Origin of the sequence: Herbaspirillum frisingense, assembly GCF_047325095.1 — a bacterium.
In the GTDB taxonomy this organism is placed as follows: domain Bacteria; phylum Pseudomonadota; class Gammaproteobacteria; order Burkholderiales; family Burkholderiaceae_D; genus Herbaspirillum; species Herbaspirillum frisingense.
The window spans coordinates 1,606,224-1,632,434 of record NZ_CP168558.1 but is presented as its reverse complement, the minus strand read 5'-3'; the positions used below and the strand labels follow the sequence as shown (position 1 = coordinate 1,632,434).

The following is a 26,211-nucleotide window of genomic DNA, read 5'->3' as shown; positions in this document are numbered from 1 at the left end:
CCGATGCTCGTCACCATCCCCCAGTTGCTGGACCCGGCCACCCTGCAGACGGTACGCGGCCTGCTGGAGGCCGCCGGACCCGCCTGGGTGGATGGTCGCGTGACCGCCGGTTACCAGGGCGCGCCGCTGAAGTTCAACCAGCAGATCGACGAGCGTGCCGAGATAGCCCTGCAGTGTCAGCACCTCATCGTCTCCGCGCTGGAGCGGCATCCGCGCTTCATCAGCGCGGCGCTGCCCAACCTGATCTACCCGCCCATGTTCAACCGCTATGGCGAGGGCATGGGCTTCGGGGCGCACGTGGACGGCAGCGTGCGCATCCATCCGCACACGGGCCGCAAGCTGCGTACCGATGTCTCGGCCACCTTGTTCCTGGCCGACCCGGCCGAGTATGACGGGGGTGAATTGCAGATCGAAGACAGCTACGGCATGCACAGCGTCAAGTTGGCCGCTGGCGACATGGTGCTCTACCCGGCCACCAGCCTGCACAGCGTGACCCCGGTTACGCGTGGCGTACGCATGGGCTGTTTTTTCTGGGTGCAGAGCCTGGTGCGCGACGATGGCCAGCGCCAGATGCTGTTCGAGATGGACAATGCCATCCAGCGCCTGAACCAGACCGATGCCGACGCCCAGGCGCGGCGCACGCTGGTGGGCTGCTACCACAACCTGCTGCGGCAGTGGAGCGATACCTGAGCGCTGCCGATCTTCCCATCCTTGCGGTCTTTACTTGAAATAACGCGGGTCCATCCGGCGGAACACCCAGGCAGAGACCAGGGTGATCACGCCCACGATCACGAAGGTGATCTGGAAGCTGGCATTGGTGGCCACACCCTCCGGGCTCTTGAAGGCGTTGACCATGGTGCCGCCGATGGTCACGCCCAGGCCGATGGCCAGCATCTGCACCATCGAAAAGAGACTGTTGCCGCTACCCGCATCATCCTTGCGCAAGCCCTTGAGGGTGACGCTGTTCATGGCCGCGAACTGCATCGAGTTCGATGCACCGAAGACCGCCAGTTGCACGATGGCCGCCGCCAGTGGCCAGCCCGGCGTGATCAGGGCGAAGGACACGATGGACACGCCCACGATGGCGGTATTGACCAGCAGGAAGCGGTCATAGCCATGGCGTTTGACCAGCGGTGCGATCCACGGTTTGGCGATGGTGCCGGCGATGGCCGCCGGCAGCAGCAGCATGCCCGCATGCAGCGGGGAATACCCCAGCCGTACCTGCAGCAGCAAAGGCAACAGGAAAGGCACGGCAGACGAACCGATGCGACAGACCAGGTTGCCGGCCAGGCCGATGCTGAAATTGGGCTCACCGAACAGGCCCAGCCGGAACAGCGGCCGCGCATGGCCGCGCGCATGCCACCAGTAGCCCAGCACGGTGGCCGCCGCCAGCAGGAACAGGGCCGCGCTCCAGGCTCCGCGCTGCGTATCGAAGGGCACATCCAGCGCCAGCGAGAACGCCACCATGCAGGCCGACAGCAAGGCACAGCCCAGCAGGTCGAAGCGCGGCGTATCGGCCAGGCTGTCGTCTGGCAGGAAGCGCAGCACCGCCGCCATCCCGACTACGCCAATGGGCACATTGATCAGGAATATCCAGTGCCAGGACAGGCTTTGCACCAGCCAGCCGCCCAGTACCGGCCCCACCACCGGTCCCAGTTGCCCGGCAATCGAGATCGAGGCCAGCGCAGCGATGTACTGCGCCCCCGGCACGGCCCGCAGCACCGCCAGGCGCCCCACCGGCAACAGCATGGAGCCACCCAACCCCTGCACCACGCGTGCGGCCAGCAGCATCGGCAAGGTGGGCGCCACGGCACACAGGATGGAACCGACCACGAACAGCAGGATCGCTGCGAAGTACATGCGGCGCGTGCCGAAGCGGTCGGCCAGCCAGCCCGAGGCGGGCGTGAGCGAGGCCATTGTCAGGGTATAGGCCACCACCACCGGGTGCATGTTCAGGACCGGCTCACCCAGGCTGCGCGCCATGGCCGGCAAGGCCGTGTTGACGATGGTGGTGTCCAGCGTCTGCATGAAGAAGCCGGAGGCGACGATCCACAGCAAGGCGCGCTGGGTGATCGGATCACTACGGGGATCACTGCCGGGATCATTCAGGGAAGAAGCGGCGGGAGACTCGCTCAGGCGTTGCGGCTGGTCGGCGGACATGGTGGAAGGCGGCTGAAAGAAGAAGGCAACACGATGGACGATGGACAATGCAATGACAAAAAGCGGCGGGCACACTAACCGGGGCCCCCGCATCACTTCATCATTCTAAGACTTTTGCGGCCGGCCCATCAGAAGGCCTGCGGACGCCACTTCAGCAGGCGCCTTTCCAGCGCGTGCAGCAACCAATCCGCCGCCAGCGCCACTACCGCCAGCACGATCATGGCCGCAAACACGCCGCTGGCATTGAAGGCACCCTGGGCGGTGGAAATCAACAGGCCGATACCCTGCTTGGAACCCAGGAACTCTCCCACCACCGCACCCACCAGCGCAAAGCCGAAGCTCACATGCAGGCTGGCCAGGATCCACGACAGCGCCGAGGGAATCACCACCGCCATGGTCACCTGACGGCGGGAGGCGCCCAGGATCTGGGCGTTGGCGATCATGTAGCGGTCCGCCTCGCGCACGCCCTGGAAGGCGTTGGCAAACACCACGAAGAACACCATCACCACCGCCAGCGCCACCTTGGAAGCCATGCCCAGGCCGAAGGCGATGACGAAGATGGAACCCAGCACCACGCGCGGAATCGAGTTGGCGATCTGGATGTAGAGGCTGAACACATCCGAGAGCAGCTTGTTGCGACCGAGCACGATGCCGGCAATGACGCCGGCCACCGAGCCGATCAGGAAGCCCAGCACGGTTTCTTCCAGCGTGACCAGTACCTGGGTCCAGAGCGAGCCCTGGGACGTGCCTTCCACCATCCAGTCATAGATCTGGATCACGATCAGCGAAGGCTGGGAAAAGAAGAAGGGATCGATCCAGCCGATGCGGGCGCAGACTTCCCAGCCGCCCAGCACGATCACCAGGATGGCGATACGCAGGCCGATGACCAGGTTGCGGCGGCCGCGAATCTTGCGCTGCGCCTCGGCTTCGACGGCGGCGATGTCCATCGTCGCGGCGGAGTGGCTTGCTTGTGCTTGTGTCATGTTGCTCACCTGTTGTCGGATTTCGTTATTCAGACTCGTTGTCGGGAAAGGTCGCTGGTGGCTACCTGGTGCCAGATGCCTGATCCCTCAGGCGATATGGACTTCCTCGCGCAGATCGGCCCAGATGCGGCGCGAAATGTCGATGAAGCGCTGCTCGTAGCGCACCTCTTCCATCACACGCGGACGCGGCAGGTCGATGGGATAGACGCTCTTCAGGGTCGCCGGGCGGGCGGTCAGCACATAGACCTTGTCGGCCAGGGCGATGGCTTCCTCCAGGTCGTGGGTGACGAACACCACCGAGCCGGAATGGGCCGACCACAGGCGCAGCAGTTCGTCCTGCATCAGGGTGCGGGTCTGCATGTCCAGGGCCGAGAAGGGTTCGTCCATCAGCAGGATTTCGGGGCTGTTGATGAAGGTCTGGGCCAGCGCCACGCGCTTGCGCATGCCGCCGGAGAGCTGGTGCGGATAGTGGTCGCCGAACTTGTCCAGGCCTACGCGGCGTATCCATTCATCGGCCAGCGCATGCGCCTGGGCCTTGGACTGGCCACGGAACATGGGGCCGGCGGCGACGTTGTCGCGCACGCTGCGCCAGGGGAAGACGGCATCGTTCTGGAACACGAAACCGATGCGCGGATCGATGCCGTTGACCGGCTGCCCCATCACGCGCACTTCGCCCATGGTGGGCTTCAGCAGACCCGTGATCAGCGACAGCGTGGTCGACTTGCCGCAGCCGGTGGGGCCGACCACGGCCACGAATTCGCCCCGGGCCACGCTCATGGAAAAGTCGCGCAGGGCCACGGTAGCCTTGCCGTCGGCAGTGATGAAGCGGCAGGTCACGTTGCGCAATTCGATGGCTGGCGTTTCCTGGGCGGCATTGCCGGCGGGGGTGAAGGCGTGCTGGTTGATCGCATTCATCGGATGGCTCTTTCGGGGCTGGAGGTTGAGTACCGCCCTGACGCGATATTTCGCATCATGGCGTCAAGCGTGGTTCGGAAAGCGGGACCGGCGACAACGTCGTCCCGGGGCTATCGGACGGAGTCCTATTTCACGGTGTCGACGAATTCATCCGTATAGGTCTTGGACAGGTCCACATGCTTGCCCTTGACGTTGGGATTGAATCCCGAGAGCACCGCCAGTACGGTTTCCGGCCCGCCCTTGGGCATCTTGCCGTCCTGCGAATACATGGGCAGCGAGTTGCTCAAGGCCTGCACGTACAGCGGCTTGTTGTTGCCGTAGTAGTCCTTGGGCATCTTGTCGGCGATCTGTTCGGCGCTGTGGGTGTTGATGAACTTGAGCGTCTTGACGAAGGCACGCGCCAGTTTCTGCGCATCGTCCTTGTGGCTGTTGAGCCAGCTGCGCTGCACATAGACGCTGGACGCCGGATACAGGCCACCCAGCGCCTTGACCGTGCCTTCCACGGTACGCATGTCGATCAGCACCTGGGCGTCACCCGTCTTCAGCAATTGCGAGGCGGTCGGCTCGGTGGTCATGCCGGCATCAATGCGACCCTGCTTCATGGCAGCGATGAAGGTATTGTCCGCGCCCACCGGCAGCACCGAGAACTGCTTGGAGGTGATGCCATGGCGCGAGGCCAGGTACTGGGTCAGGAAGTTGGTGGACGAGCCCAGCCCGGTCACACCTAGGGTCTTGCCCTTGGCATCGGCCATGCTCTGGAAGTGCGGCGCGGCCTTGGTGGAGACCAGCTCCACCTCACCCGGCACCTGGCCCAGGATGGTGATGGCGGTGATTTCCTTGCCCTTGGTCTGCAGGTCGATGGAGTGGTCGTAGAAACCGACCACGGCCTGCACGGCACCGGCCAGCAGTTCGTTCTCGGCGTCGACGCCGGCCGGCTGCGACTGCAGCTCGACGTCCAGGCCCTCTTCCTTGAAGTAGCCCAGTTGCTCGGCCAGCTTGGCCGGCAGATAGACCATCTTGTTGATGCCGCCCACCATGATGGTGATCTTGGCAGCAGCCGAGGCCTGGCCGGGGAAAGCGGCCAGGGTTGCGCCGGCCACGGCCAGCGATAGCAAGGTTTGGCGAATGTTCTTGTTCACGATGTCTCCTGTTGGTCGAATCGGGGGGGATGCGGATGCAGCGGATGCAGCGGATGCAGCGGATGCAGCGGATTCTAGGGTGTTCGGCGCGTGCGTGCAGGGAGGCCTTACTTCACCTGATCGACGAACTCGTTGGTATAGGTCTTGGACAGGTCGATGTTCTTGCCCTTGATGTTGGGGTTGAAGCCGGCCATCACCTTCAACACCTGTTCGGGGCCACCGGCGGGCATCTTGCCATCGGGTGAATACATGGGCAGCGACGCCTTCAGGGCCTGCACGTAGATGGCCTTGTTGCCGCCGTAGTAATCCTTGGGCATCTTGTCGGCGATCTCTTCGGCCGAGTGGGTCTGGATGTACCTGAGGGTCTTGACGAAGGCGGTGGCCAGCTTCTGCGACTCGGCCTTGTGGCTGTTCATCCAGGAGCGATGCACGTAGACGCTGGAAGCCGGATAGAGTCCGCCCAGTGCGGCGCGGGTGCCATCGACGCTGCTCATGTCCACCAGCACCTTGGCCGCGCCCGTGGACAGCAGGATGGAAGTGGTCGGCTCGGTGGTCCAGGCCACGTCCACGCGCTTTTGCTTCATGGCGGCGATGAGCGTATTGCCGGCGCCAACCGGCAGCATCGAGTAGTCACCCGACTTCAGGCCGGCACGGCTGGCCAGGTACTGGGCCAGGAAGCTGGAAGACGAGCCCAGCCCGGTCACGCCCAGGGTCTTGCCCTTGAGGTCGGCCATGCTGCGCACGCTGTCGGCCAGGTCGGCGCGCACCATTTCCATGCCGCCCGGTACCAGCAGCAACTGGGTGATGGAGGTGACTTCCTTGCCCTTGCTCTGCAGGTCGATGGAGTGGTCGTAGTAGCCGACCACGGCCTGCACGGCGCCGGCCAGCAGCTCGTTCTCGGCATCGACCCCGGCCGGCTGCGACTGCAGTTCCACGTCCAGGCCGGCTTCCTTGAAGTAGCCCAGGCTTTCGGCCAGCTTGGGCGGCAGGTAGATGAGCTTGTTGATGCCGCCAACCATGATGATGATCTTGTCGGCGGCATGGGCCTGCGGCGCGGCCAATGCCAGGGCGCAGGCGGTGATGGCGGTGACGCCAGCGGCGATGAGGGTACGGCGCAAAGGGGTGGCGCGGGCTGACGAAAACACACGAACGGCGTGACGCATTATGATTGCCTCCTGATTATGGGTGGGATGGTCTGTCGCCATCTTCACTTTTTATTGATCTGCGGGCCTATTCTAAGAAGCCGAAACCTTCATCCAGCTTTCCAAAAAACGGCTTTTTTATTTGCAGCGCAACAAAAAAGATGCCAAAGAAACACGAGACTACCGCATGAAATTGCTCCTGATTGAAGACAATCCCCAGCTTGCCCACTGGCTGGAGCAGATTCTCAAGGAACACAAGTTCAAGGTCGATATCGCCGCCGATGGCGAGATCGCCGACCAGGTGCTGCGCGACGAGAACTACGATGTCGTGCTGCTGGACCTGATGCTGCCCAAGATGCATGGCAAGAACGTGCTGCGCCGCCTGCGCGAGCGTCACAACGGCGTGCCGGTGATGATCCTCACCGCCAGCGGCTCCATCGACGAAAAGGTGGAATGCCTCGGCGCCGGCGCCGACGACTACCTGGTCAAACCCTTCGAGATCCGTGAACTGGTGGCCCGCATCAAGGTACTGGTGCGCCGCCAGACCCCCGACAAGGCCGCCGAAATCCACTGCGGCGACCTGGTCTACGACAGCAACACGCGCCAGTTCGCAGTGGCCGGCACCACCCTGGCGCTGCCGGCGCGCGAGCACGACGTGCTGGAAGTGCTGATGCTCAAGCAGGGCAAGACGGTCTCCAAGACGGCCCTGATGAAGGGCGTCTTCAGCCTCTCCGAAGAACCCAGCGCGGACGCCATCGAAATCTACATCTCGCGCCTGCGCAAGAAGCTGGAACATTCCTCGGCCGCCATCATGACCCTGCGCGGACTGGGCTACCTGCTGCGCCAGAAAGATGATTGACAGCCTGCGCCTGCGGCTGCTGTGGTGGCTGCTGATCCCGATGGCGGTCTATGTGGGCCTGTCCACCAGCGACGCCTACGACAACGCCGTCTCCAGCGCTACCCTGGTGCAGGATCGCGCCCTGCTGGCCTCGGCCCGCATGATGGCCGGCCAGGTCGGCTGGAACGATGGCGCTCCGGTGGTCTCGGTGCCACCGGCGGCGCTGGAACTGTTCGCCTCGCCAGCGCAGGATGCCGTCTATTACCAGGTGCTGATGGATGACGACACGCTCCTGGCCGGCCGCCCCGACTTCCCCGCCCAGCCCGACTTTGCGGCACTCTACCCGGTCTATACGACCACCACCTTCGAAGGGCGGCCGCTGCGTGTGGTGAGCTATATCCGCGCCCTGTTCGACGAGGGGACGCTGCGCATGGTGGCGGTCTCGGTGGGCCAGACCATGCAGGGGCGCCAGCAGATGATCGACGACCAGTGGCACGCCTCGCTGCGACGCCAGATCGTATTGCTGCTGTTGGCCATCAGCCTGGTGGTGTTGGGCCTGACCATGGAATTGCGGCCTATCCTGGCGCTCAAGGACGCGCTGGCCACGCGCCAGCCCGATTCGCTCACGCCCCTGCAGGCTGGTGGCCTGCAGCAGGAACTGCGGCCCATCGTGGAGGCGATCAACCAGTACATCTTCCGCCTCAATGCCCAGGTCACGGTGCAGAAGCGCTTTGTGGCCGATGCCGCGCACCAGTTGCGTACGCCCCTGGCGGTGATCGACTCGCAGATCCAGTTCGCCCGCCAGCTCGACGATCCGCAGCGGGTGGCCCAGGTGCTGGCCTCGCTGCAGGAGGGCAGCCGCAGCATGACCGATCTGACCAACAAGCTGCTGTTGCTGTCGCAGGCCGAAGCCTCCAACGGCAGCGCCTTCCCGCGCGGCCCGGTGGACCTGCTGTCGGTGGCGGCAATGGTGCTGGAAGAACTGGCCGGGCTGGCCTTGAAGAAGAACATCGACCTCGGCCTGGAGACCACCCTGGAAAGTGCCATGGTCACCGGCAACGAAGCCCAGTTGGGCGGCATGCTGATGAATCTGATCGACAATGCCCTGCGCTACACCCCGGAGGGCGGCAAGGTCACCGTGGGGCTGCAGCACAGGCGCAAGCAGCTCATCGTCACGGTGACCGACAATGGTCCCGGCATCCCGGCTGAAGTGCGCGAGCGCGTGTTCGAGCGCTTCTATCGCAATGCCCGCCCGGACCAGCCGGGCTCCGGCCTGGGCCTGGCCATCGTGCGCGAGATCGTGCAGGCCTCGCAGGGCGCGATACGGCTGGAAGTACCGGCCAGCGGCACCGGTCTGGTGGTGGTGGTCAGCCTGCCAGCCATGGCTGCCCCGCCCACTGTGTCGTAGACACGCTGTCGGCAATACAAAATTCTGCAGCGCACATAAAACCTGAGCAAAAAGTATCACCGCCCTTCACGCTTTTGGCGTGGAGCGCCGCGCCCTGGGCTCGTACTCTTGGCCTGGCCGTCAGACAGGCTGTGTTCGCACTGCGCTATGTTCCCCGATCGGGTTGCGCGCACGCCGAGACACGTGACAGGTGATCGATAAAAAATATCAGGAGACAAATCGTGAACAGGTTCTACTTGGGCGCCGCGTGCGCCGTCCTGGGTGCTGCGTTGCCGTTGTCGGTATCGGCGCAGTCCTGCAACGTCCCCGTACTGAAGGTACTGGCCCAGAAGAGTCTGGGACTGACCGTGATGGAAAAATCGCTGGCCGATTACCAGAAGCGCAGCGGTACCCGCGTCGAGATCAGCTACTTCGGCGAGAACGACCGTCGCGCGAAGTCGCGCCTGGATGCCTCCACCAAGGCCGGCTCGTATCAGGTCTACTACGTCGATGAGGCCAACGTGGCCGAATTCGCCTCGGCCGGGTGGATCGTGCCGCTGCTGAAGTATTTCCCCAAGGAAGCCGACTATGACGACTTCCTGCCCGGCCGCCGTGCCGTGGCCAGCTACAAGGATGTAGCCTACTTCGCGCCGCTGATCGGCGGCTCGGACTTCCTCTTCTATCGCCGCGACCTGCTGGAGAAGGTCGGCCTGCCGGTACCACGCACGCTGGACGAACTGGTGGCCGACATCAAGAAGCTGCATTCCCCGCCCAATGTCTATGGCTGGGTGGCACGCGGCCAGCGCGGCTCGGGCATGAACGTGTGGCGCTGGGCGCCTTTCATGCTGGCCCAGGGCGGCAGCTGGACCGACAAGAACAACCAGCCGGCCTTCAATTCGCCAGCGGCAGTGAAGGCCACACAGCTCTATGCCGAACTCTTCAAGTACGCGCCACCGGGAGCTGCGACCTACGACTGGAGCAACGCGCTGGAAGCCTTCCGCTCCGGCAAGGTGGCCTTCATGATCGAGTCCACGCCCTTTGCCGACTGGATGGAAGACAGCAGCAAGTCCAGCGTGGCCGACAAGGTCGGCTATGCCCGTCCGCCTGCTCCCCTGCCCTCGGCCGCCTATGGCCACGGCCTGGCCATCTCGGCCGTCGGCGCCAAGGATGAATGCACGCGCCAGGCAGCCGGCAAGTTCATCGCCTTCGCCACCGGCAAGGAACAGGAACAGGCCCGTCTGCGCGAAAAGGTCTTCAGCGACTACAACCGCAACAGCACCGTCCAGAGCGACTACTTCCAGAAGAACGTCAAGCCGCAGATCCTGGCCGGTCTGAAGGACACCACCCCGGTCTCCAAGCTGACCATCTGGCCCAGCCCGCAATGGCCGGACATCGGCGACAACCTGGGCGTGGCGCTGGAGGAAGTGTTCACCGGCACGCAGAAGGACATTCCTCGCGCGCTCAACGATGCTGCGCAATATGCGCAGGATGCCATGGAACATGCGCGCAAATAGCGGCAAGCCAAACCTCGATCCCACCCCGAGCACCGTTCGGACTGAGTAGCGGCATGGCCGCGTATCGAAGGCGCAACTGTACTTGTCGCCGGTTCTTTGCTGAACTTGCACGACTGGCGCAGACACCGCGCGCCTTCGATACGGCCCTGCGGGCCTACTCAGGACGAACGGTCGCCAAGGAATCGGAACGTACTGGCGTGGCGCCGACGCTACGCCTCGCTTAGAAGAAGTCACCGCCGAGGCCCTATCCTTGGGTCGCGGCGGCTTCCGGAGTCCTGCATGTTCAATCGTGGAAAGACCTCGCTACCCTACCTGTTCCTGGGGCCCTCGCTGCTGGTGATGCTGGTGCTGGGCCTGGTGCCGACGGTGGCGGCCATCAACCTGGCCCTGAAGAACCGCGTACTGCGCTATCCCGACAGCGACTATGTCTGGCTGCGCAACGTGGAAAGACTGCTGTCGGACCGGCGCTTCCTCAACGCCATCGAAGTCTCGGCGATCTGGGAAGTGGTGACCGTGCTCGGCGCCGTGGTGGCGGGTGTGCTCATCGCCATCTATCTCTTCGAAAACGTCCACGGCAAGTGGCGGCACGCCATGTGCGTGCTGCTGATCACGCCGGTACTGCTGCCCCGGGTGTCGGCGGCCTTCATCTGGAAGTTCATGTATTCGCCGCTGACCGGCATCCTTGGCTGGGTGCTGGGGCTGGTGGGCATCCATGACACGGCCTTCCTGTCCGACCCGGTGATGGCACTGTACGCGGTGGCGCTGGTGGACATCTGGCAATGGGGCCTGTTCTTCGCCGTGATCGTGTTGAAGCTGCTGGAAACACTCCCCCCTGAACCACTGGAAGCGGCCAGATTGGACTATGCCCGCACCTGGCAGGTGTACGCCTACATTGCCCTGCCGATGCTGAAGGCCCCCTTGATGAGCCTGGTCTTCATCAAGATGGTGGAGTCGCTGCGTTCCTTCGACCTGATCTACGTGATGACCAAGGGCGGCCCCGGCGTCACCACCGAGACGCTGGACATGTATGCCTATGCGCAAGGGATTGGACTGTCCGGCAAGGTCTCGTATGCCTCCACCATGGCGGTACTGATGATGGTGGCGACCACGCTGATCTTTACCCTGATCTGGAAGCGGGTGAGCAAATGGGAAGACTGATCGCACGCTGCGCCGTCTGGGGCGTGGGTATCCTGCTGGTGCTGGTGGCGCTGTTCCCGCTGCTGTGGGCGCTGCTCAATTCGCTCAAGACGCTGCTGGACATCGTCACGCCCACGCCGCGCTTCTTCTTTACGCCCACGCTGGAGAATTACCGGCAGGTCATCGGCAGCCCGGAAGTGTTGACCGGTCTCACCAACAGCGCCGTCATCGTCGGCAGCGCGGTACTGCTGGGCACGCTCATGGGCGTACCGGCAGCCTATGTGATTGCCTGCTATCACGTGCCGGGCAAGCGCGATATCCAGTTCTTCCTGCTGTCGCTGCGCTTCCTGCCGCCAGTGGCGGTGGCCATCCCGCTCATTGCGATCTGGGTCGACCTGGGTCTGTACGACACGCGTTTCTCGATGATCGTGACCTATCTGCTGACCACGCTCTCGACCATCACCTGGCTGTCGATCCCGGTGTTCCAGCGCATGCCGCGCGAGATCGAGGAAGCCGCCGCCCTCGACGGCTACGGCCCCTATGCCGTGTTCTGGAAGATCGCCCTGCCCAATTGCGCCGGCACCCTGCTGGGCGGGATCATCTTCAGCTTCGTGCTGGTCTGGAACGAGCTGATGATCGCCCTGGCCCTGACCTCCTCGGCCAGCGCCACCTTGCCGGTGGTGGCCTCGGCCTTTACCTCGATGGGCCAGGAAGTGCCGTGGGGCGTGATCAATGCCTCTACCGTGCTGCTGGCGCTACCGCCCCTGATCTTCGTCGGCGTATTGAGCCGGCTGTTGAATTCCATGCTCAAAGCAAAATAGGAGACCCCATGCAAGCCCTCGTACTCGAAGCCACCCGCGAACTGAAGCTGCGCGAGATCGACCTGCCGCAACAGGTGGGACCGCAGGATGTACTCATCCGCATCCATACCGTGGGCATCTGCGGCAGCGACCTGCATTACTACACCCACGGCAGCATCGGCCCCTTCAAGGTGGAAGCGCCGATGGTGCTGGGCCATGAAGCCTCCGGCACGGTAGCCGAGGTCGGGGCCGAGGTCACCCATTTGAAGGTGGGCGACCGCGTCTGCATGGAGCCGGGCATCCCGCGCCTGGATTCGCCGGCCACGCTGCGCGGCCTGTACAACCTCGACCCGGCGGTACGCTTCTGGGCCACGCCGCCGATCCATGGCTGCCTGACCGGTAGCGTGGTGCATCCCGCCGCCTTCACCTATCGCCTGCCGGACAATGTCAGCTTCGCCGAGGGCGCCATCGTCGAGCCGCTCTCCATCGGCCTGCAAGCCGCCACCAAGGCGCGCATGAAACCGGGCGACACGGCAGTGGTGATCGGCGCCGGCACCATCGGTGCGATGACGGCCCTGGCTGCCCTGGCCGGCGGCGCGGCACGGGTGATCCTGGCCGATGTGGTGGCGGAGAAACTGGCGCACTTCGCCGGCAACCGCGCCGTCACCACGGTCGATGTGTCGCAACATTCGCTGGTGGACGTAGTGCGCCAGCTCACCGGCGACTGGGGCGCCGATGTGGTGTTCGAAGCCTCCGGCCATGGCGGCGTCTACCAGAGCCTGATGGACCTGGTCTGCCCGGGCGGCTGCGCGGTGCTGGTGGGCATGCCGCCGGAACCGGTGGCGCTGGACGTGGTGGCCATGCAGACCAAGGAAGTGCGGCTGGAATCGGTCTTCCGCTATGCCAATATCTTCCCCAGGGCGCTGGCATTGATCAGCTCCGGCATGATCGATGTGAAGCCTTTCATTTCACGCAAATTCCCCTTCTCGCAAAGCATCCGCGCCTTCGAGGAAGCCGCCAGCGGACGTCCCCAGGACGTCAAGATCCAGATCGAGATGGAAGGCTGACCATGGCTGACATTCACTGCCAGGGACTGGCCAAGCACTATGCCGGTGGCCCGCCGGTGCTACATCCACTGGACCTGCACATCGGCGACGGTGAATTCGTGGTCCTGCTGGGCCCTTCCGGCTGCGGCAAATCCACCATGCTGCGCATGATCGCCGGCCTGGAAGACATCTCGGGCGGCACCCTTGCCATCGGCGGCCAGGTGGTCAACGCGCTGCCGGCGCGGGATCGCAACGTGGCCATGGTGTTCCAGAACTATGCGCTCTACCCGCACATGAATGTCTATGACAACATCGCCTTCGGCCTGCGGCGGCTCAAGCGACCGGCCGCCGAGATCGACCGCCGGGTGCGCGAGGTGGCCGCCATGCTGAACCTGGACACCCTGCTGGAGCGCAAGCCCCGCGCCATGTCCGGCGGCCAGCAGCAACGCGCCGCGATTGCCCGCGCCATCATCAAGACGCCCTCGGTGTTCCTGTTCGACGAACCGCTCTCCAACCTGGACGCCAAGCTGCGCGCCCAGTTGCGCGGCGACATCAAGCGCCTGCACCAGCGCCTGCGCACCACTACCGTCTACGTCACCCACGACCAGCTGGAGGCGATGACCCTGGCCGATCGCGTGGTCCTGATGCAGGAGGGCCGCATCGTCCAGGCCGGCAGCCCGGCCGAGCTCTACCGCTACCCGCGCAACCTGTTTGCGGCCGGCTTCATCGGCACTCCGGCGATGAACTTCCTCTCGGGCGTGGTGCAGCGACAAGATCAGGACGTGGTCATCGACACAGCCCGTCAGCGCTGGACACTCAAAGGTGAAAGGTTTTCACGCCTGCGCCATGGAATGGCGGTAAAGTTGGCGATACGTCCCGACTACGTCCGCATTGCCGGCCAGCGGGACACAGCCGCCAGCCTGACCTGCCCGGTCAGCGTGGAACTGGTCGAGATTCTCGGTGCCGACGCACTGCTGACCACCCGCTGCGGCGAAGAGACGCTGACCGCACTGGTCCCTGCCGAGCGCCTGCCGCAAACGGGCGCGCCGCTGACACTGGCCTTCGATCAGCATGACCTGCATGTGTTCGATGTAGCAAGCGGAGAGAACCTGTCGCTGCCCGCGGGCGCCCTGCCGGCCCCCTGGCATGACGACGGCCCGCATGGCAAGGAGACCAAGCATGAGTCCGGATCTGGAACTGGTGCATACCCGCCAGGACGAATCGTTCAGGGCCTGGGTGCATGACTACCCGCACACGGTGGCCAAATGGCACTTCCATCCCGAATATGAAATCCACGTCATTACCGCCTCCAACGGCAAGTTCTTCGTGGGTGACTGCATCGACGATTTCGGCCCCGGCAACCTGGTGCTGACCGGCCCCAACCTGCCGCACAACTGGGTCAGCAACCTGGGGCAGGATCAGCACCTGGCCGGGCGCGACCTGGTACTGCAGTTCTCGCGCCCCTTCGTGGAGCGCATGGTGGGCGCCATTCCCGAACTGGCGCCCTTGCAGGAACTGCTCGATGGCGCAGCGCGTGGTCTGCAGTTTCCCGATGCGTTGGGGATATCGATCACGCCGCTGATGCAGGAACTGGCACAGGCCGGTGGTGCGCGGCGCGTGGTGCTGATGATGTCGGTGCTGGAACAACTGGCGTCCTGCCCAGAGCGCAGGCCGCTGGCCGGTCCGGGTTACGACCTCAATGCCCAGCGCCACATGTCGTCCACCATCAACCAGGTGTTGTCTTATATCCGCCAGAATCTGGGTGGCAACCTGCGCGAGACAGATGTGGCCGACCTGGCCGGCATGAGCGTGAGCAGTTTTACCCGCTTCTTCAAGCGCCATACAGGCTGCACCTTCATCCAGTACCAGAATGGCCTGCGCCTGAACGAAGCCTGCGAACTGCTGATGTGCACCGAACTGAGCGTGACCGAGGTGTGCTACCGGGTGGGCTTCAACAATCTTTCCAATTTCAATCGCCAGTTCCTGGCCTGCAAGGGCATGCCGCCCTCGCGTTTCCGCTCGCTGCACCGGCTCAATGACGACGTCCGGGCAGTGGCCTGACCCCTACTCCGCAAGCAAAGGAAATTGATTTGAGCTATCTGGGCATCGACCTCGGCACTTCCGAAGTGAAGCTCGTCCTCACCGACGACGACTCCCGCGTCATCGCCACCACCGGCGCCAGGCTGCGCGTGGACAACCCGCACCCGCTGTGGTCAGAACAGGCGCCGCAATCGTGGTGGAACGCCACGCAGGACGCCATCGCCGCGCTGCGCACCGAGGCCCCGCAGGCCTTCTCGGCGCTGCGCGGCATCGGCATCTCCGGCCAGATGCATGGCGCCACCCTGCTGGACCGCAACGGCAACGTCCTGCGCCCGGCCATCCTGTGGAACGACATGCGCGCCCACGCCGAGTGCGTGGAGCTGGAAGCACTGGTGCCAGACGCCGCCCTCATCACCGGCAATCGCGCCATGCCCGGCTTTACCGCGCCCAAGCTGCTGTGGCTGTCGAAGTACGAACCGGCGGTCTACCGTGCCATCGACAAGGTCTTGCTGCCCAAGGATTACCTGGGCTGGAAGCTGACCGGCGAGTTTGTCTCCGAGATGTCGGACGCGGCCGGCACGCTCTGGCTGGACGTGGCGCGACGCGACTGGTCCGAGCGCATGCTCGCCGCCACCGGACTGGACCGCAGCCACATGCCGCGCCTGGTGGAAAGCAGCGCAGTGGCCGGCCAGCTACGCGAGGAATTGCGCCGCGAATGGGGCATCGACGGCCCGGTGGTGGTGGCTGGCGGCGCCGGTGACAATGCCGCCAGCGCCGTGGGCATCGGCGTGATCCAGGCCGGCGACGCCTTCCTCTCGCTGGGTAGCTCGGGCGTGCTGTTTGCCGCCACCGCACGGCACGCCCCCAACCCGCAACAGGGCGTGCATGCCTTCTGCCACTGCCTGCCCGGGCAATGGCACCAGATGAGCGTGATCCTGTCCGCCGCTGCCAGCCTGCATTGGTTATCCGGCGTGGTCGGTCGCGAGGTGGCCGAACTGGTCGCCGGTGCCGAACATCTCAACGCAACGCAACAGACCCAGGCGCCGATCTTCCTGCCCTATCTCAACGGCGAACGCACCCCGCACAACGATGCCAATGCCAAGGGAGTGCTGTTCGGCATGACACCGGCGCACGACGCCGCCCACCTGGCCTATGCCGTGATGGAGGGTGTGGCCTTTGCCATGGCGGATGGTTATGCAGCGCTGCAGGCGGCGGGTACCGTGCTGCAGAGCGCCGCCCTCGTCGGCGGCGGATCGCGCAGTGCGTTCTGGGGAGAGTTGTGTGCCACAGCGCTGGGAATTCCCTTGCGGCGACATGCGGGGGCGGAAGTCGGCGCAGCACTGGGGGCAGCGCGCTTGGGGCGCCTGGCGCATAGGGGGGAGGATGTGGCGAAAGTCTGCGTGGCGCCGGAGATTCTGGAGACCTACCACCCCGACTCCGGGAGGCAGGAACAGCTGATGCGCAGGCTGGCACAGTATCGGCGTCTCTACGCCAGTCTGGCCGAGGAATTCAGCCGATTCTCCCGGACCTGATATCCGAAAAGGCAGCACGAAGTTACACCGCTGACCGTCACTGGACGCCCTCTCCGGTCAGCCTTTTCCACATCATCGCCAGCGGCGAAAACACCTCATTTCTCGAAGCATTTCAACAGACTTCGTGCTAGCGCCATGCAACCATCTGCGCTTTCCCGATCTGGCCTGCTAGTAGCGCATCCGCTTTCTCCGGGAAACCACCCCTTCCCGCAGAAAGACCCGCATGCAACGAGACCCCAAGCGCTGGGAAATGCTGACCCGCCAGCGCCAGCACAATCGCATCCTGCAACTCTCCTTCGTCCATGAGGACGGCCCCGACGCCGAATTGCTGATCAATCGGCTGGAGGCCAGCGAGGCCTTGAGCCGCGACTTTTGCTACTCGCTGGAACTGCTGAGCAACGATGCCGGCATCGAGCTCAAAACCATGATGGGCAAGCTGCTGTGCGCAGCCCTGACCCGCGCCGATGGCACGCAGCGCTACTTCACCGGCTATGTCGATCGCTTCACTCTCCTGCGTAGCGATGGTGGCATCGCCTTCTATGAAGCCCGGCTGGTCCCCTGGCTGGCCTTCCTGAAATCACGCAAGAACAACCGCATCTTCCACCGTCTTTCGCTGGAAGACCTGAGTGCGACGATCTTCCGTGATTATCGCCTGCACGCGAAATGGGACCTTCAGCGCAGAAAAACCGATCCGGTCCGGACCCAGATGTTCCAGTTCGACGAAAGCGACAGCAATATGCTGCACCGTCGATGGGAAGACGCCGGATGGCATTACCACTACGAGCACGACGCCCAGGGCCATCACCTGATACTGTCGGATGACTCCACCTACGCCCAGCCCATCGACGGCGACGAGGAAGTCCCCTTCCAGCGCCATGGCGGCGCCATCGAAGAAGACGGCATTGCCAGCTGGTCCGCTGCGCGTCGCTTCCAGCCCGCCAGCGTTGCCCTCACCAGCTACGATTTCAAGATGGCCGGCACCCTTGCGGTCAATGTACCAACGCTGAACAAGCAGGGTTCGGCCCTGCCGGTGGAACATTACGAATACACAGGCGCCTATGGTTTTGGCAGCCGGGAAGAGGGCGACCGGAAAAGCCGCATCCGGATAGAAGAATTCGAAGCCCAGGCCAAGATCTTCGAGGGCGCCGGCAATTGCCGTTATCTGCAGCCGGGCCGCACCTTCCGCATGACCGGCCATTTCTCGGAGCAAGGATCAAGGAAGCCCGACAGGAGCAGTCGTGACGAAGACCAGAAGTTCCTGATCATCAGCGTGGAGCACAGCGCCACCAACAATTATCTGCAGGGCGCCGACGCACCTCCCATCTACACCAACCGGATCACCTGCCTGCGCCGACGCATCCCCTGGCGCCCAGGCCGGGGTCACCACAGCCAGCCAACCCTGCTCAACGGCATCCAGACGGCCACCGTGGTCGGCCCCTCCGGCGAAAATCACTTCGTCGACGAATATGGCCGGGTGCGGGTGCAATTCCACTGGGACCGGATCGGCAAGAACGACGCCGGCAGTTCGGCCTGGATCAGGGTGGCCAGTCATTGGACCGGCGGCACACAGGGATGCATCGCCGTGCCGCGCATCGGGCAGCTGGTGATCGTGCAATGGCTGGGGGGCGATCCGGATCGACCCATCATCACCGGTTCGGTGGTCAACCAGATCAACATGCCACCCTGGGCCCTGCCCTCGCAGGTGGCCCTGTCCGGCATGCGCAGCCTTGAGCTCACGCCCAGGCAGGGCAATACCCCGGTGGGCCGCTCCGGTCACCTGCTCTTCGATGACACGCACGGGGCCATCCAGACACAGATGCGCAGTGACGCCTTCGACAGTCAACTCTCCCTGGGCCACATCACCCGCATCGAACAACGGGAGGGACGCCGGGACGCCCGCGGCCAGGGATTCGAGCTACGTTCCGACGCGCACGGCGTCATCCGCGCCGCCCAGGGACTGCTGCTCACCAGCGAGGCACGACCCAAGGCGCATGGACATGTGACCGGCCTGGGCGAGACCGTGACCCGGTTGACGCAGGCGCGCAGCACCGTGGACAGCCTCTCCCGGCTGGCCCAGGAACACCAGGCCCAGGACAAGGACGGCGACCAGCAGCAAGTTGCCACCGCCCTCCAGGCGCAGAACGACGCCATCCAGGGCAGCAGCAGCGAGGATGGCCGCCCTGCCGAATTGAGCGAACCGCATCTGCTGCTGGCCAGCCCCAGCGGCATCGAAGCCAGCTCCGGCGCCTCCACCCATCTGGCCAGCGCCGAGCACGCCGCCGTGACCGCCGGCAGCCATGTCTCGCTGGCGGCCGGCAAGTCCTTCTTTGCCAGTGCCGCAGAAAAGATCTCGCTGCTGGCCTACCGCATGGGTCTGAAACTCATCGCCGCCAGCGGACGGGTGCAAATCCAGGCACAGAACGACAGCATGGAAATCCTCGCGCAGAAGGTAGTGGACATCATCAGCACCCGCGACTGGATCAACCTCAGAGCCAAGAAGGGTATCCGCCTCAACGGTGGCGGCAGCGAACTGGTGATCGCCGAGGGCATCACCGGCTTCACGAAGGGCGTACATCACATCCACGCCGAAGACCACCAGACCTTCGGCCCGCAGGAAAAGCCCGCCGAATTCCCCGGCGCACGCCTCTGCTCCACCCGGAACAACGGCGCCGCGCAGGCGGGCGACGCCAGCGTCCCCTTGTCCTGATCCATACGGAGATCCCATGCAAGCCGTCTCGCTTCCCGGTGATGTGATCACCACCGGCTACGTGCTGGTCGAGCCATCCAGTGCCGGCTATCACCCGATCTTGAAGTCGCTTCCCACGCATGTCTGCAACACGCCGATGCTCAAGGATGCGGAAGAACTGACGCCGCGCCTCATCGACATGGCCGCGCTCACGCCGGAACAGCAGGAAACCGTCACCACCGCCCTGCGCCAGGAGCCGGAGGCAGCACATCCGCCCACCCTGTGCGCCTGGCTTGAAACCGAAGCAGACATCGACAGGCTGGCGCGTGCCATCGCCCGCTTCCTGATCGGCCCCGGCCCGGAAGGGGAACCCATCTATTGGCGCTACTTCGATCCTCGCGTCTTTTCCTTGTCCATGCACCTGTTCTCCCCCGAGCAACGCGACGCCTTGCTGGGTCCGGTCACGCAGTGGTGCTTCGCCTGGTGCGGCCATTGGTGGAGCATGCCCGGCCCGGGACGGGAAGTGGACGCCCTGGAAGGAATCCGGCCCGCCTGGCCCAGTAGTAACCAGTGGAACAGCCTGGCCCACGCCCATCTGCTGGAACGCGTACTGCGCAATCTCGACAAGCCACCCGCCTCCTTCACGCCGCAGGAAATCCTGCAACACCAGCGACGTGGCGAACTCGCACTCGGTCGAGGCCGGCAGCGGCTCAATCTTTCCGCGCCAGATGACCTGATCGCCTACGCCATCCATTGCGTTCGCTACGAAAGCGCATTTCTTCAGCATCCAAAACTGAGCGACGCATGGACCGCACTGTCCAGCGGCGCAACCAACTGGAGCGCCCTCCTCGCCCGGCTCGACCATGTCGATTACCAGCAGATGGAAGAGCTCCACCGCCTCATGTCCCCTTCCAGAGGAGCAGCACGATGACCAACTGTAACTTCTGCCACAAGAAAGGCCTGCTGATCTACCCGGTCCGCTACGCCGTCGCCAGTCCATATGGCGCGGACGTCGTACCAGGGCTATCCGGCAATTTCCGCATCGAAGACGCACCCCAGGCCGCAGGCACCGCCAAGTACACCCTGCGTGCGCTGCGCCCCGGCTATCTCTATACCTATGACGAGCGACGCCAGCGGCTCAAGGCCTATGTCGTCCTGCCCACCGGGCATCTGTGGAACTACCCGCTGGAATACAACGCGCCCCATCCCTCGACAATCCGGTTCGCCTGTATCGAAGCCAGCGAAGTCGTTCGCGCCTATTGCGTCGACATCGAGCACACCGATGCCGACCCCGCAGGTAACTTCTGGATAGGCTGGTCCAATGTGCAGTGGACTAGGACCCTGATCAAGAAAGTCAGCGATGCAAGCTGGCGCAAGAAACACATGCGCTGCATCGCCATCCCCGCCCTGCTGGCGGGCAGTGCGGTGCATACCGGCGAATTCAGCGCCTGCGCGGAGAAGGTCTCGCATTTCGCTGCCAACACAGAGGCCATGAAGAAAGCCTTTTCCTTCAGCAACACCCCCGTCGATTTCGAGAGCCTGAAATACGCCACCAAGGCGCGCTTCAACGGCATCATGGCGCAACAGGAACCCCACTTCAAAGGCTACATCGCCGCCCTCAACGACCCGGTCGGCATGACCAACGACTTCAGCGAGCTGACCGTACCGGGCTTGCAGGCAGGATTCGATGAAAAGGTGCATCAATCCAAAGTCATCGCCGACATCCTGGCCATGACGGAACAACACGTACGTCGGGAAGCCCGTGACGACGTGAACCTCGACGACACGATCGACGAGGTAAGCAAGCATCATCCCGATGGCAATCTCTACGCTGGGTTGAAGGGGTGGATGGCCGTCTTCAAGGCGGGTGGGCTTGAGCGTTACGAGAAGAAGCAACAAGAGAAAAGAAGGAAGTACGGCATCGACAAGGCCGGTCGGCAAGAGGCCGCCGCAGACGAAGCTTGGCATGATCTGACTCATGACAATGGCAAGCCGACCCTGGACGAGAAGAAGCTAAAGGCTTTCCCTGCCGTCTATGAAGCCGCGCTCAAGGAATTCGAACCACGCTACCTTCAGCTGGTGATGACCCATGTCGGCTGGCTCAGGAGCGAGCAACTGGCGAACTGGATGGAGGCTGTCCATGACGCTGCCGATACGCTATCTGCGTGTTAGTGCTGATACTGGCAACCACGATAAAGATCCACCTGCAACCTCTACCACCATTCGGTACTGGTTTAGCTCTTGCCTATCTTCTTCTAATCGCAGGATTCGTCGAATTTGCACGCCTGGCTTTCAAGTATGGGAAAGACGAATTCTTCGCACTCAAGCGGCGCCCCATCCGCTTCAATCGCAAGGAGAAAAAAATCTACGCGATTCGTCACCGCAGATTCGGTGCCAAACCAGGTGAAGGCGATATCACATGGGAAGTCCCGTGGAACGACGAAGCCATCTTTTGCATCCACCGGAGAAGGGCCAGTCACGGCTACGTTTTCCATATCCGACATTACGAGGTCGATCAGAATGGCAATGTAATACGTGCATTCGGGATCGGCAGGACATGGGAAGAAGGGACATGCCTAGCAGACCTGCTCTCGCAATGGAATTACTGGTGCTGGTACATGAATCACGGTCCGGCGGATTTACCTAGGCCGCTCCTTTTCTTCAAGGAGAAGGAGACCCCCTCGAGAGCTTTCTGTTCTGCCTATACGGCTTTGGGATGCGTGCGAGCGCTGCCTATCGCATTTCGATGATGCCGTTCATCCTGCTGATGACTAGCCATCGCCTGATGGCGCTATGGACTTGCCGTGATCCGATCTGGCCTGACGCAGTGAACAAGGTCAGCGTCTTCGAGCCAGATGACCCTTTCAACGAGCCCTCCGGCAGCACACCCATCGGATGGGCAGAAACTGCGCACGCACTGGATCGAAACGAATATCCGGAAGGCGACAAAAAGGACATGCAAAGCTGGTCTGGCGAAGCAGACCGTGCTGCCAATGCTCTACTCTGGGAAAAAGACATACCTCCCAAGCATTAACGCCGAACAAATAGGTCCGCCTCGCCTAGCGTCATACGGAGCTAAAAAATCGCTTTAAGTTAAAAATGGATGAACGCATAATTCAATTCAAAGCTGGTCACCCTATCCCCGAATGGGATCTTCGACATCGCTTGAGCATCAATGAGCCTGTCAGTTCTGAGTGCAAAGACTCCGCCACGATTTTCCGAATCAATTCCACCTACATGGACGTGACGGATCAGCCGTTTAGAGAAAGGCATTGGCAAGCCGGTACGGTTATTTACACTATCCTTGTGTTAGGGCTGATACTGGCAAGCATGGTGAAGATCCATCTGCGGCCCCTTCCATCAGATAGTACGACATTAAGTATTATCTATCTCATAGCAATCGCAGGGTTCATCGAATTTGCGCGCTTGGCGTTCAAGTATGGGAGGGACGAATTCTTCGCACTCAAGCGGCGCCCCATCCGCTTCAATCGCAGGGAAAAGAAAATCTACGCGATTCGTCACCGCAGATTCTTTTCTAAGCCGGGCGAGGGCGATATCACATGGGAAGTCCCCTGGAACGATAAGACTATCTTCTGTATCCACCGCAGAATCGTCCGTAGCAGGCACATCTTTCATATCCGACATTATGAGGTTGATCAGAACGGCAACGTCATACGAGCATTCGCGATCGGGCGAACGTGGGAAGAGGACGAATGCCTCACAGGCCTACTTTCGCAGTGGAACTACTGGTGCTGGTACATGAATCACGGTCCGGCGGATTTACCTAAGCCGCTCCTCTTCTTCAAGGAAAAGGAAAACGCGCTGGAAAGCTTTTTGTTCTGCCTATACAGCTTCGGGATGCGTGCCAGCGCAGCGTCGCGCATTGCGATGATGCCGTTCATCTTGCTGATGACCAGTCACCGCCTGATTGCGCTATGGACTTGCCGTGATCCGATCTGGCCTGACGCAGTAAACACGGTCAGTGTCATCGACTCTAATGATCCTTTCGATGAGCCGTCCGGCAGCACACCCATCGGGTGGGCGGAGACAGCGCATGCACTGGATAGAAATGAATATCCAGAAGGTGACAAGAAAGAAATGGAAAACTGGTCTGGCGAAAAAGATCCCATCGCCAATGCCTTGCTATGGGCCGAAGACATTCCACCAACCATCCATCAACCAAGGAAATCCCCTCATGAAAGATGAACAAGGTAGAGCCGTCATCCGCCTGGGTGACAAGACCTCTCACGGCGGTGAAGTGATATCTGCCAACGATACACTCAAGGCCATGGGCAAGGCGGTCGCGCTTGAAGGCGATATGACGACCTGTCCCAAGTGCAAGGGGCAATTCGCCATCCAGCCCAGCAACAGCACGCGCAAGCACCACGGCAAGCAGGTCGCCTATCACGGTGACGCAACTGCATGTGGTGCGACATTGATTTCCTCGCTCTAAGAAAGCTGGCAGGGACGAAACAAAGCGTGCCGGGTGGTGCTTCGTCCTGCCACGACACGCACCGACTTCCCGCCCGTTACGGGGAGTCCTCGCCACATCGATGATCGAGAGATGACAAGGCACCAGGACCTGACCACGGTGTCCTTGAAGCCGGCTGCATCACTGCCCGTCAGGCGTCTCTTTCTTGAGATCGGCAAACTTCCCCGCCATGGTCGGATTACCCCGCGTGAGCCGCTTGATCGTGACATCCTGCGCCTTGTCGTTGGCCAGGCGCAGGTTGCGGTCGGTGCCGAGCAGGGCTTCCTTGGTCTTCTGCAGGTGGTCGATCGACTTGTCGATTTCCTCTATCGCAGTCTGGAAGCGGCGCGACGCCAGGTCGTAGTTCTTGGCGAAGGCGGCCTTGAAGGTATCGAGTTCGGATTCGAAGTTGGTAATGTCGATGTTCTGTGCCTTCACCAGCGCCAGCTCGGTCTTGTACTTCAAGGAATTGAGCGCAGCATTCCTGAGCAGGGTGATGATGGGAATGAAGAACTGCGGGCGGACCACGTACATCTTCGGGTAGCGGTGGAAGACATCGACGATGCCGGTGTTGTACAGCTCGCTCTCAGGTTCCAGCAGCGAGACCAGGACGGCGTATTCGCAGCCTTTTTCCTGGCGGTCCTTGTCCAGTTCCTTGAGGAAATCCTCGTTGCGGTTCCTGGTGGCGGTACGATCGCTCTCGTTCTTCATCTCGAACATGATGGAAACGATCTCGGTACCCGCCGCGTCCGTATCGCGGAAGATGTAGTCGCCCTTGCTGCCGCTGCGGGCATCGTTGTCCTTCTCGAAGTAGGCGCGCGGGAAGGCAGTGGCACGGATACGATTGAACTCGGTCTCGCAGTGCTGCTCCAGGGTTTCGCCGACCATCTTGGTGGAGAGCCGCGCCTTCATGTCGCGCAGGCGCTCGATCATGTCTTCGCGGTCCTTGATCTGAGTTTCGTATTTGTCCTTCAATGATTTCTCGGCCAGCTGCTTTTCCAGTTCGGCGCGCACCAGGCTGCTCTTGAGTTCATCACGCTCTTTTTCCACCACGCCGACCGCTTCGTTGACGGCCAGTTTCTGGGTGATGGCAATGGATTCCATCCTGGCTTTGAGCGCCTGGATCTCGGCATCCTTTTCGCTGACGGTCTGCTGCAGTTGCTGGGCCAGGCGGGCCTCGGCCAGTTGCAGGTCGGACAGCTTTTCCTTTTTCGCCTGCTCCAGGTCATGGGCCAGCCGGTCACGTTCCTTTTCCACATTGGCCATGGCCTCGGCCACGGCCATCTTCTGGGCGAGTTCACCAGCCTCCAGGCGGGCCTTCAATTCCTGGATTTCGGCATCACGGGCAGCGGCGGCCTTCTGCAGTTCGCCCTCGGCCCGGGCGCGGGCCAGTTCGATGGCGTTGCGCTTGTCCTGCTCGGCCAGTTCCAGGCGTTCATGCAATTGCTGCTCGAAGGCACTGTCACGGACCTGCTTGAGGATGTCGGCATAACCGGCTTCGTCGATCTTGAAGGCTTTTCCGCAGTGGGGGCAGATGATGTCGTGCATGAGGGTTCGTTTCCTTGTACTTTCCGAATGCCCGCTAGCTTAACGGATAGCGAATGGGGGCGATGAAGGGAAAATGGAAAATGGAAAACGGAAGCAGGAAAGCGAAAAGCCCGCACTAGGCGGGCTTTTCTGAATTTGGTGGAAAGTGCAAGGTTTGAACTTGCGACCCCTGCAGTGTGAATCAGAAAAATTGCCTGTGTTAATAACGAGAATGCTTAATTAAGCTTTATTTTTCAATAGCTTAACTGATCTCTACGAAGCTCATTTTAGCCTAATTATACTTTCGGCACGAGCTTCAGATGTGGCAAGTTTGTGGGAGACTCCCAACTTTTCACCCATTCCACAAATTCTTCCTGGCTATACAGCCGAGCACTAAAAATCGTTGTCATGCATCCGTGGCGCATGAGATGCCACCCGTTCTTCTCAACAAGTGGTCGAAGCACTTTCATGTACCGATCGTAAGTAACTCGAGATTTGCCAGTCGCCCCCCTCCGCAACTCCCGTAACTCGACATCCCACATAAACCCGAGCTCCATCCACAGCTGATCCTTGGTGACGTTGTCTGTGGCGGCGCGTTCCGTGACAAAGTTGCTCCAACGCCTCAAAAAATCTTTCTTATAGATCTTGTATGTTTGCAATAACGCAGGTCTACCAGGTTTGCGCGCTGCAACTGAGACGATTGCCAATTCTCGCTCCCCCTGCTCTCGCAATGAATGCCAGTATTCGTAACCGTCCGGTCGCACGCTCAGATCTACGTCGTCGAAGGAGCCGCGCTCCGTCTCATTGTCGCTTTCACACCGTAGATAACTTACTTTTCCGAACCTAGTTTGAAGATCTTTTAGCAATCCCAAATCAACCTCTCCGCAAAGTCAT

At 62.1% G+C, this 26,211-nt stretch carries 21 protein-coding genes and 1 pseudogene; 16 read left to right on the top strand and 6 right to left on the bottom strand.

Going from position 1 to position 26,211, the window contains the following annotated elements; translation table 11 throughout:
• Nucleotides 1-3 precede the first annotated feature (3 nt).
• Nucleotides 4-690, top strand: a complete 687-nt coding sequence (locus tag ACEOAC_RS07530; RefSeq protein WP_413445100.1) for a Fe2+-dependent dioxygenase — start codon at nt 4-6, stop codon at nt 688-690.
• A gap of 30 nt (nt 691-720) precedes the next feature.
• Here the strand turns inward: ACEOAC_RS07530 and mdtD are convergent, their stop codons facing one another.
• The 5 genes from mdtD to ACEOAC_RS07505 all read right to left on the bottom strand — a co-directional run bounded on the left by mdtD (nt 721) and on the right by ACEOAC_RS07505 (nt 6,360).
• The gene (gene mdtD / locus ACEOAC_RS07525) at nt 721-2,160 is read right to left on the bottom strand and encodes a multidrug transporter subunit MdtD (RefSeq protein ID WP_413445101.1); all 1,440 of its coding nucleotides are present in this window, start codon (nt 2,158-2,160) and stop codon (nt 721-723) included.
• Between the two features lie 128 nt (nt 2,161-2,288).
• On the bottom strand, nt 2,289-3,143 hold the full coding sequence (locus ACEOAC_RS07520) for an ABC transporter permease (protein WP_039874955.1): 855 nt from the start codon (nt 3,141-3,143) through the stop codon (nt 2,289-2,291).
• Between the two features lie 87 nt (nt 3,144-3,230).
• Nucleotides 3,231-4,058, bottom strand: coding sequence for an ABC transporter ATP-binding protein (locus ACEOAC_RS07515; protein ID WP_006462847.1), 828 nt, complete (start codon nt 4,056-4,058; stop codon nt 3,231-3,233).
• A gap of 125 nt (nt 4,059-4,183) precedes the next feature.
• Nucleotides 4,184-5,197, bottom strand: a complete 1,014-nt coding sequence (locus ACEOAC_RS07510; RefSeq protein WP_241813181.1) for an ABC transporter substrate-binding protein — start codon at nt 5,195-5,197, stop codon at nt 4,184-4,186.
• A 107-nt stretch (nt 5,198-5,304) separates the two neighbouring features.
• Nucleotides 5,305-6,360 carry an ABC transporter substrate-binding protein gene (locus tag ACEOAC_RS07505; protein WP_413444511.1) on the bottom strand — a complete coding sequence of 352 codons (1,056 nt, stop codon included), beginning with the start codon at nt 6,358-6,360 and terminating at the stop codon, nt 5,305-5,307.
• A 166-nt stretch (nt 6,361-6,526) separates the two neighbouring features.
• Between ACEOAC_RS07505 and ACEOAC_RS07500 the strand changes: the two genes are divergently transcribed.
• From ACEOAC_RS07500 to ACEOAC_RS07430, 15 genes and pseudogenes are all read left to right on the top strand, one after another.
• On the top strand, nt 6,527-7,198 hold the full coding sequence (locus ACEOAC_RS07500; protein WP_006462850.1) for a response regulator: 672 nt from the start codon (nt 6,527-6,529) through the stop codon (nt 7,196-7,198).
• Nucleotides 7,191-8,585, top strand: a complete 1,395-nt coding sequence (locus ACEOAC_RS07495) for a sensor histidine kinase (RefSeq protein WP_241813182.1) — start codon at nt 7,191-7,193, stop codon at nt 8,583-8,585. Before ACEOAC_RS07500 ends, ACEOAC_RS07495 begins: the two co-directional genes overlap by 8 nt.
• Nucleotides 8,586-8,806: 221 nt before the next feature.
• Nucleotides 8,807-10,078 (top strand): ABC transporter substrate-binding protein, encoded by a 1,272-nt coding sequence (locus ACEOAC_RS07490; RefSeq protein WP_413444512.1) that lies wholly within the window; start codon nt 8,807-8,809, stop codon nt 10,076-10,078.
• A 279-nt stretch (nt 10,079-10,357) separates the two neighbouring features.
• Nucleotides 10,358-11,236, top strand: a complete 879-nt coding sequence (locus tag ACEOAC_RS07485) for a carbohydrate ABC transporter permease (RefSeq protein WP_241813183.1) — start codon at nt 10,358-10,360, stop codon at nt 11,234-11,236.
• Nucleotides 11,224-12,036: a carbohydrate ABC transporter permease gene (locus tag ACEOAC_RS07480; RefSeq protein WP_413444513.1), complete on the top strand. Its 813-nt coding sequence runs from the start codon at nt 11,224-11,226 to the stop codon at nt 12,034-12,036. Before ACEOAC_RS07485 ends, ACEOAC_RS07480 begins: the two co-directional genes overlap by 13 nt.
• Before the next feature lie 8 nt (nt 12,037-12,044).
• The gene (locus tag ACEOAC_RS07475) at nt 12,045-13,082 is read left to right on the top strand and encodes an NAD(P)-dependent alcohol dehydrogenase (RefSeq protein WP_234294283.1); all 1,038 of its coding nucleotides are present in this window, start codon (nt 12,045-12,047) and stop codon (nt 13,080-13,082) included.
• Nucleotides 13,083-13,084: 2 nt separating this feature from the next.
• Nucleotides 13,085-14,305, top strand: coding sequence for an ABC transporter ATP-binding protein (locus ACEOAC_RS07470; RefSeq protein WP_241813185.1), 1,221 nt, complete (start codon nt 13,085-13,087; stop codon nt 14,303-14,305).
• The gene (locus tag ACEOAC_RS07465) at nt 14,241-15,122 is read left to right on the top strand and encodes an AraC family transcriptional regulator (RefSeq protein ID WP_413444514.1); all 882 of its coding nucleotides are present in this window, start codon (nt 14,241-14,243) and stop codon (nt 15,120-15,122) included. The genes ACEOAC_RS07470 and ACEOAC_RS07465 overlap by 65 nt, the downstream gene beginning before the upstream one ends.
• 29 nt (nt 15,123-15,151) lie before the next feature.
• On the top strand, nt 15,152-16,633 hold the full coding sequence (gene xylB, locus ACEOAC_RS07460; RefSeq protein WP_413628765.1) for a xylulokinase: 1,482 nt from the start codon (nt 15,152-15,154) through the stop codon (nt 16,631-16,633).
• Between the two features lie 223 nt (nt 16,634-16,856).
• Nucleotides 16,857-19,340 (top strand): type VI secretion system Vgr family protein, encoded by a 2,484-nt coding sequence (locus tag ACEOAC_RS07455; RefSeq protein WP_413443668.1) that lies wholly within the window; start codon nt 16,857-16,859, stop codon nt 19,338-19,340.
• Between the two features lie 16 nt (nt 19,341-19,356).
• A complete protein-coding gene (locus tag ACEOAC_RS07450) occupies nt 19,357-20,250 on the top strand; it encodes a DUF4123 domain-containing protein (RefSeq protein ID WP_413443669.1) in 894 nt (297 codons plus the stop codon).
• On the top strand, nt 20,247-21,491 hold the full coding sequence (locus ACEOAC_RS07445) for a T6SS effector BTH_I2691 family protein (RefSeq protein ID WP_413443670.1): 1,245 nt from the start codon (nt 20,247-20,249) through the stop codon (nt 21,489-21,491). The genes ACEOAC_RS07450 and ACEOAC_RS07445 overlap by 4 nt, the downstream gene beginning before the upstream one ends.
• Nucleotides 21,492-21,607: 116 nt before the next feature.
• Nucleotides 21,608-22,353 (top strand): annotated as a pseudogene (locus ACEOAC_RS07440) (DUF6708 domain-containing protein); the annotation flags it as partial.
• A 65-nt stretch (nt 22,354-22,418) separates the two neighbouring features.
• A complete protein-coding gene (locus tag ACEOAC_RS07435; protein WP_413443671.1) occupies nt 22,419-23,525 on the top strand; it encodes a DUF6708 domain-containing protein in 1,107 nt (368 codons plus the stop codon).
• Entirely contained in the window at nt 23,515-23,772 is a 258-nt protein-coding gene (locus ACEOAC_RS07430) for a PAAR domain-containing protein (RefSeq protein WP_006464337.1), read from the top strand. The genes ACEOAC_RS07435 and ACEOAC_RS07430 overlap by 11 nt, the downstream gene beginning before the upstream one ends.
• 159 nt (nt 23,773-23,931) lie before the next feature.
• Here the strand turns inward: ACEOAC_RS07430 and ACEOAC_RS07425 are convergent, their stop codons facing one another.
• The gene (locus ACEOAC_RS07425) at nt 23,932-25,338 is read right to left on the bottom strand and encodes a DUF2130 domain-containing protein (RefSeq protein WP_413443672.1); all 1,407 of its coding nucleotides are present in this window, start codon (nt 25,336-25,338) and stop codon (nt 23,932-23,934) included.
• Nucleotides 25,339-26,211: the final 873 nt, after the last annotated feature.

What these genes read in the sequence shown, in the direction of transcription:
- ACEOAC_RS07530 (WP_413445100.1), top strand. Translation starts at nt 4, where the DNA reads ATGCTCGTCACCATCCCCCAGTTGCTGGACCCGGCCACCCTGCAGACG.
- mdtD (WP_413445101.1), bottom strand. Translation starts at nt 2,160, where the DNA reads ATGTCCGCCGACCAGCCGCAACGCCTGAGCGAGTCTCCCGCCGCTTCT.
- ACEOAC_RS07520 (WP_039874955.1), bottom strand. Translation starts at nt 3,143, where the DNA reads ATGACACAAGCACAAGCAAGCCACTCCGCCGCGACGATGGACATCGCC.
- ACEOAC_RS07515 (WP_006462847.1), bottom strand. Translation starts at nt 4,058, where the DNA reads ATGAATGCGATCAACCAGCACGCCTTCACCCCCGCCGGCAATGCCGCC.
- ACEOAC_RS07505 (WP_413444511.1), bottom strand. Translation starts at nt 6,360, where the DNA reads ATGCGTCACGCCGTTCGTGTGTTTTCGTCAGCCCGCGCCACCCCTTTG.
- ACEOAC_RS07500 (WP_006462850.1), top strand. Translation starts at nt 6,527, where the DNA reads ATGAAATTGCTCCTGATTGAAGACAATCCCCAGCTTGCCCACTGGCTG.
- ACEOAC_RS07495 (WP_241813182.1), top strand. Translation starts at nt 7,191, where the DNA reads ATGATTGACAGCCTGCGCCTGCGGCTGCTGTGGTGGCTGCTGATCCCG.
- ACEOAC_RS07485 (WP_241813183.1), top strand. Translation starts at nt 10,358, where the DNA reads ATGTTCAATCGTGGAAAGACCTCGCTACCCTACCTGTTCCTGGGGCCC.
- ACEOAC_RS07480 (WP_413444513.1), top strand. Translation starts at nt 11,224, where the DNA reads ATGGGAAGACTGATCGCACGCTGCGCCGTCTGGGGCGTGGGTATCCTG.
- ACEOAC_RS07475 (WP_234294283.1), top strand. Translation starts at nt 12,045, where the DNA reads ATGCAAGCCCTCGTACTCGAAGCCACCCGCGAACTGAAGCTGCGCGAG.
- ACEOAC_RS07470 (WP_241813185.1), top strand. Translation starts at nt 13,085, where the DNA reads ATGGCTGACATTCACTGCCAGGGACTGGCCAAGCACTATGCCGGTGGC.
- ACEOAC_RS07465 (WP_413444514.1), top strand. Translation starts at nt 14,241, where the DNA reads ATGAGTCCGGATCTGGAACTGGTGCATACCCGCCAGGACGAATCGTTC.
- ACEOAC_RS07455 (WP_413443668.1), top strand. Translation starts at nt 16,857, where the DNA reads ATGCAACGAGACCCCAAGCGCTGGGAAATGCTGACCCGCCAGCGCCAG.
- ACEOAC_RS07450 (WP_413443669.1), top strand. Translation starts at nt 19,357, where the DNA reads ATGCAAGCCGTCTCGCTTCCCGGTGATGTGATCACCACCGGCTACGTG.
- ACEOAC_RS07445 (WP_413443670.1), top strand. Translation starts at nt 20,247, where the DNA reads ATGACCAACTGTAACTTCTGCCACAAGAAAGGCCTGCTGATCTACCCG.
- ACEOAC_RS07435 (WP_413443671.1), top strand. Translation starts at nt 22,419, where the DNA reads ATGGATGAACGCATAATTCAATTCAAAGCTGGTCACCCTATCCCCGAA.
- ACEOAC_RS07430 (WP_006464337.1), top strand. Translation starts at nt 23,515, where the DNA reads ATGAAAGATGAACAAGGTAGAGCCGTCATCCGCCTGGGTGACAAGACC.
- ACEOAC_RS07425 (WP_413443672.1), bottom strand. Translation starts at nt 25,338, where the DNA reads ATGCACGACATCATCTGCCCCCACTGCGGAAAAGCCTTCAAGATCGAC.